This is a genomic window from Aquibacillus saliphilus (assembly GCF_020404745.1).
Classification (GTDB): domain Bacteria; phylum Bacillota; class Bacilli; order Bacillales; family Amphibacillaceae; genus Aquibacillus; species Aquibacillus saliphilus.
This window is the reverse complement of the sequence record NZ_JAIZAP010000043.1, coordinates 1-609: the sequence shown is the minus strand read 5'-3', so window position 1 is coordinate 609 and position 609 is coordinate 1. Positions and strand designations below refer to the sequence as shown.

The 609-nt window shown below is 45.6% G+C and carries 2 rRNA genes; both read left to right on the top strand.

The features are described 5' to 3' along the window. A 16S ribosomal RNA gene (locus LD272_RS21330) occupies nucleotides 1-99 on the top strand; the annotation flags it as partial. A gap of 338 nt (nucleotides 100-437) precedes the next feature. Further along, nucleotides 438-609, top strand: a 23S ribosomal RNA gene (locus LD272_RS21325); the annotation flags it as partial.

Below are 609 nucleotides of genomic sequence, written 5' to 3'. Positions count from 1 at the left end.
TAACCTTTTAGGAGCCAGCCGCCGAAGGTGGGGCTGATGATTGGGGTGAAGTCGTAACAAGGTAGCCGTATCGGAAGGTGCGGCTGGATCACCTCCTTTCTAAGGAAACATTCGCAGGAGTGAAAACAACCGTTTTACGGAAGTAAAGCCCCTGCGAACGGAACAGCTCTTACGAGCTGAAACATACTTGGTTGTTTGGTTCAGTTTTGAGGGATTAAAACCTCAGATTTAGAAGACTTGTACCTTGAAAACTAGATAAGAAAGATCAGGAAGTGAAAGCGACTGTTAAATAGCGTACGGATAGATAAGACAGACTGTAGCACTCTGAACTTTGAGTGCGAAAGGATGGATTACCTATACGCTAACTATTAGGAGCTGGAACGAAACTGATGACAAGACATCAAAGCAACAACGAACAAACTTTTTTACTGTAAGTTAGTTAAGTGAAGAAGGGCGCACGGTGGATGCCTTGGCACTAGGAGCCGAAGAAGGACGGGACAAACACCGATATGTCCTGGGGAGCCGTACGTAGGCATTGATCCAGGAATTTCCGAATGGGGAAACCCACTGCTCGTAATGGAGTAGTACGCGTATCTGAATAAATAGGAT